Below are 4,379 nucleotides of genomic sequence, written 5' to 3' on the forward strand. Positions count from 1 at the left end.
ATGCGGTTGGCCGAGGTCACCGCCTGGGTGTTGACCTTCAGGTCGGCGCGGCCGGTGGCCTTCTTCACCTCGTCGACGATCTTCCCGCAGATCTCCCAGCCGAAGCCGATGGGCTGGGCCTTGTCGACGAGGTAGGAGAACGGGATCGACGACTCGCGGTAGGCCACGGTGATGGCGCCGCTGGACTTGACCTTGTCGAGCGTGGATTGCGCCTGGGCGGCCAGGGGCAGCGCGCAGGCGGCAGCCGTGGTGGCGATCAGGCTGAGAGCGAACTTGTGCATCGGTTCTTTCCTTCGTGAGGGAGGGATTCGGCAGCCGGTCGCCGCCGCAAGAACCATGCTAGCGAGGCGCACCGATTTGTCACTCGGTGACTTTCACCCCCTTCCAGAAGGCGACGCGACCCTTGATCTCCTTCGCCGCCTCGCTGGGCTCGGGGTAGTACCAGACCGCGTCCGGGTTCATCTCGCCGTTGACCAGCAGGCTCAGGTAGTGCGCCTGGCCCTTCCAGGCGCAGCTTGTGCGATGGTTGCTGAAGGTCGTGTACTCGCGCTTCAGGCTCGCCTCGGGGAAGTAGTGGTTGCCCTCCACCACCACGGTGTCGTCGCTCTCGGCGATCACCACGCCGTTCCAGATGGCCTTCATCCCGCGCTCCAGTGCTTGAAAGGGCTCAAGCGTACTGCGCCGCGGCGCTCGCGAGGCGCTGCGCGATCGCCGCCGCCAGCGCCTTGTCGCCGGTTACCTGGACGCTGTCGCCGTGACGCAGGATGTCCATCGCCAGCTCGGTGGCATCGGTGTAGGGCACCTGCAGCTCGTAGCGGCCGTCGGCGAGGTGGCGCGACTTCTGCTGCGGATGCCATTCCTCGTTGGCCACCCATTGCGCGGCCTCGGCGGTGAACAGCAGCGTGGCCCACTTCACCTTGGCATCGCCGCCGCCGTAGATGCCGTAGCCGGCGTCCAGCGCCGCCTCCAGCTCGCGCACCGGCACGTTCTTCGCCTTGGTCTCCAGCACCTCGGCGCCGCGCACCGCGTCGAGGGCGAAGCGGCGCAGCCCATCGCTGGCGTGGCACCAGGCGTCGAGGTACCAGGTGGCGCGGTAGTGCACCAGGCGCTGCGGCGAGACCTCGCGCTCGCTCTCGCGCCGGTCGCTGCGCTTGAAGTAGCGCAGCCACACCCGCCGGCGCTGCACCAGCGCGCTGCCCAGGCGCTCGAACCAGCGGCTGGGCACGCGCCGCCGCGCGGTGCCGATCACCTTGATGCGGCGCATCAGCTCGCGCGACTCGGCGGCGTCGCTGCCGAGCATGCCCTGCAGCCGCTCGAGCATGGGCTGCAGATGGCGCGACAGCACGCCGTCGTCGTCCAGCCCGGCGAGCAGCTGGTGCATGGTCAGCAGCGCGTGGATCTCGTGCTCGCTGAACCACAGGCCGGGCAGCTCGTGGCGGGCGCCGGCCTGCGCGCCCTGCTCGAAGCAGTAGCCGTTGTCGAACGCGTCGTAGACGATCGGCGCGTGCAGCCGGTCGCGCAGGTACTGCAGGTCGCGCTTGAGCGTGGCGGGCGAGACGCCGAGCTCCTCGCGCAGCACCGCGAAGCTGACGCTGCCGCGGCTCTTGAGCAGCAGCTCGATCTTGTAGAAGCGTTCGGTACGGTCCATGGGTGGCGTATAGCCGACGTGTAGTGGATGGGTGGCTCACCCGATGAGCCAGTCGGCCCGAGCTTACCCCGAGCCCGATGCGCGGGGGTGGCTCACGCCTTGAGCCACCCCGCCGCGAGACTGCCCTCCATGCCGCAGCCCGCGGCGTCCACCGAGGAACGCGCCATGGCCACCGCCTTCACCCACGAACTCTTCCCCGCCACCACGTTGACCACCCACGAGCACATCGGCTTCGAGCTCGGCTGGGACTACGCCCACCACGGCATGACCCCGCAGGCACCGTACGACCTGCAGCCCTCCAGCCTGCGCCACGGCCTGCTGGCCGGCCAGGCCGCCTTCGGCCGGCGCACCCTGCTGCCCAGCCGCCACGTGCGCAAGTGGCTGCAGCTGCGCCTGCATGCCTGGCTGCGCGGCCGCAGCGTCGAGCTGGTGCAGGTCACGCCCAACCACCTGCAGCAGATCGAGGTGAGCCACTGCCCGATCACCCGCGTGCTGTTGTCCAGCGCCACGCTGGAGGCCAGCGACGCTTCCGTCGACCGGGTGCGCAACGACGCCGGCTACGCCGCCGGCAACCTGGCGATGATGTCCACCAAGGCCAACCACGCCAAGGCGGCCAACGGCTTTCGCGACGCGCTGCGCATCGTGCGCGATCTGGAAGCCGCCAGCTCGCCCGCCGGCGGCGGGCTGACGGTGCCGCAGTGGGCGCGCGTGGCGGTGCTGTGCAGCTTCGTCGAGCCGCTGTCGCACGAGGAGGCCAGCGCGCTGCCGATGCTGGTGCTGCCGCCGAACCGGCTGCGCCTGTTCAACCCGGTGCAGGCGCTGCAGGCCTTCGTCAGCCGCCAGCTGCTCACGCCCGGCTGGAGCCAGCGCATCGCCCGCTTCGACGCCCTGCTGCCGGGCAAGCCGGCGCGGCGTGCCTTCCAGATGTTCTTCCATGCGCTGCTGCCGCGCGTGCTCGAAGCCGGCCGCACCGACGAGCCGATGCGCGAGCGCTGGGCGGTGGAAGACGCCTGGCGCAACCCGCTGGTGATGAAGCGCTGGACGGCCTTCGCCCGCCTGCTGACGCCGAGCCAATGTGAGGACCTGCTTTCGCGTGCAGCCGCCAAGCATCTCGCCACCCAGCGCATCGAGCAGATCGATGCCGACACCGCCACCGATGGCTGGAACCTCGAATCGCGCGGCTACGTGCCCCATGCCGTGCTGATGCGGCGCTCGCCGGCCGGCCGCCAGGCGGCGCTGCCGCTCTGACCGGCCCGACCACCCTCCGCGGGGACACCCCCGGGGAACCCGAAGCCCCTGCTGACCAGTCGGTCATTAACTGAGATTTCAATCAATCGATTGATTGGCCGGCTAGCATCGCCGGCATGACCGAGATCAACCCCGTCCGCGCCCCGCGGGCCGCCCGCCCGGATGGCGAGGCGTCGCGCGAGCGGCTGCTGCACGCCGCACTGAACCTGTTCGCCCACCAGGGCTTCGCCAAGACCTCGACGCGCGAGATCGCCGAGGCCGCCGGCACCAACCTCGCCGCCATCAAGTACTACTTCGGCGACAAGGCCGGCCTGTACCGCGCCGTCTTCTTCGACCTGCAGTCGAAACCGGATGAGGAGATTCGTCGCTACGGCAACGAGGCGATGGGCCTGCGCGATGCGCTGCGCGGCTTCTATCTCGGCTTCCTCGAGCCGCTCAAGCAAGGAGAACTGACCACGCTGTGCATGAAGCTGCACATGCGCGAGATGCTCGAGCCCACCGGCCTGTGGGCCGAGGAGATCGACCAGGGCATCCGCCCGATGCACGAGGCGCTGGTCAAGGTGCTGTGCCGCCACGTCGGCGTGGACTCGCCCGACGACGAGATCCAGCGCCTGGCGGTATGCGTCTCGGCGCTGGGCGTGCACCTGCACGTCGGCCGTGACGTGACCGACGCGCTGGCGCCGGCGCTGAACGGCAGCCCCGACGCGCTCGACCGCTGGCTCGACACGCTGGTGATGTACGCCGAGGCCATGGTCGCCGCCGAAGTGCAGCGCCGCAGCGGCGGCTGACGCCCCCACGAAGGGAGAACAAGAAGCATGAACCGCACGATGTTCCCGAACCGCGACCGCGCCGCACGGCTGGCCGCCCTGGCTGCCACGATGGCCCTGGCGGGCTGCGCCAGCCTCGACGCGGCGGCACCGGCCACGCCGGCCGCACCCGCCGCCGCCCAGTGGCAGGCGCCGCTGCCGGCCGCCGACCCCGGCGCCGAACTGCGCCAATGGTGGCAGCAGTTCGACGACCCGCTGCTGCCACGGCTGATCGCCGCCGCCCAGGCCGCCAGCCCGACGCTGGCCGACGCCCGTGCCCGCATCGAGCAGGCCCGTGCCGCGCGCGTGGCCGGCGGCGCCGCCCTCGGGCCGACGCTCGACGCGAACGCACAGGCCGCGCGCGGCCGCTTCGACCTCGCCACGCCGGTGGGCACCAGCGCCGGCGCCAGCCTGCAGGCCGCCTGGGAAATCGACCTGTTCGGCGGCGTGCGCGCCGGCCGCGACGCCGCCCAGGCCCGACTGGAAGGCGCGCAGGCCTCGTGGCACGACGCGCGCATCTCGGTGGCCGCCGAGACCGCCTCGGCCTACCTGGCGCTGCGCGCCTGCGAGGCGCAGCTCGCCCAGACCGAGCTCGACGCCGCCTCGCGCGCCGAGACCGCGCGGCTGACCGAGCTGTCGGCCAAGGCCGGCTTCCAGGCCCCGGCCAGCGCCGACCT

Annotated in this window: 5 protein-coding genes and 1 pseudogene; 3 read left to right on the plus strand and 3 right to left on the minus strand. The window is 71.3% G+C overall.

Going from position 1 to position 4,379, the window contains the following annotated elements:
• From AB7U92_RS22600 to AB7U92_RS22610, 3 genes and pseudogenes are all read right to left on the minus strand, one after another.
• Positions 1-281: pseudogene (locus AB7U92_RS22600) on the minus strand (amino acid ABC transporter substrate-binding protein); the annotation flags it as partial.
• Positions 282-360: 79 nt separating this feature from the next.
• Positions 361-642 (minus strand): DUF427 domain-containing protein, encoded by a 282-nt coding sequence (locus AB7U92_RS22605; RefSeq protein WP_428582335.1) that lies wholly within the window; start codon positions 640-642, stop codon positions 361-363.
• A 25-nt stretch (positions 643-667) separates the two neighbouring features.
• Positions 668-1,648 carry a helix-turn-helix transcriptional regulator gene (locus AB7U92_RS22610; RefSeq protein WP_428582337.1) on the minus strand — a complete coding sequence of 327 codons (981 nt, stop codon included), beginning with the start codon at positions 1,646-1,648 and terminating at the stop codon, positions 668-670.
• Between the two features lie 165 nt (positions 1,649-1,813).
• Between AB7U92_RS22610 and AB7U92_RS22615 the strand changes: the two genes are divergently transcribed.
• The 3 genes from AB7U92_RS22615 to AB7U92_RS22625 all read left to right on the plus strand — a co-directional run.
• On the plus strand, positions 1,814-2,896 hold the full coding sequence (locus tag AB7U92_RS22615; RefSeq protein ID WP_428582339.1) for a hypothetical protein: 1,083 nt from the start codon (positions 1,814-1,816) through the stop codon (positions 2,894-2,896).
• A gap of 116 nt (positions 2,897-3,012) precedes the next feature.
• Positions 3,013-3,684 (plus strand): CerR family C-terminal domain-containing protein, encoded by a 672-nt coding sequence (locus AB7U92_RS22620; protein WP_428582341.1) that lies wholly within the window; start codon positions 3,013-3,015, stop codon positions 3,682-3,684.
• A gap of 27 nt (positions 3,685-3,711) precedes the next feature.
• A partial coding sequence (locus AB7U92_RS22625; RefSeq protein ID WP_428582343.1) for a TolC family protein occupies positions 3,712-4,379 on the plus strand: 668 nt, incomplete at its 3' end.

Origin of the sequence: Piscinibacter sp., assembly GCF_050175855.1 — a bacterium.
Classification (GTDB): Bacteria; Pseudomonadota; Gammaproteobacteria; order Burkholderiales; family Burkholderiaceae_C; genus Piscinibacter.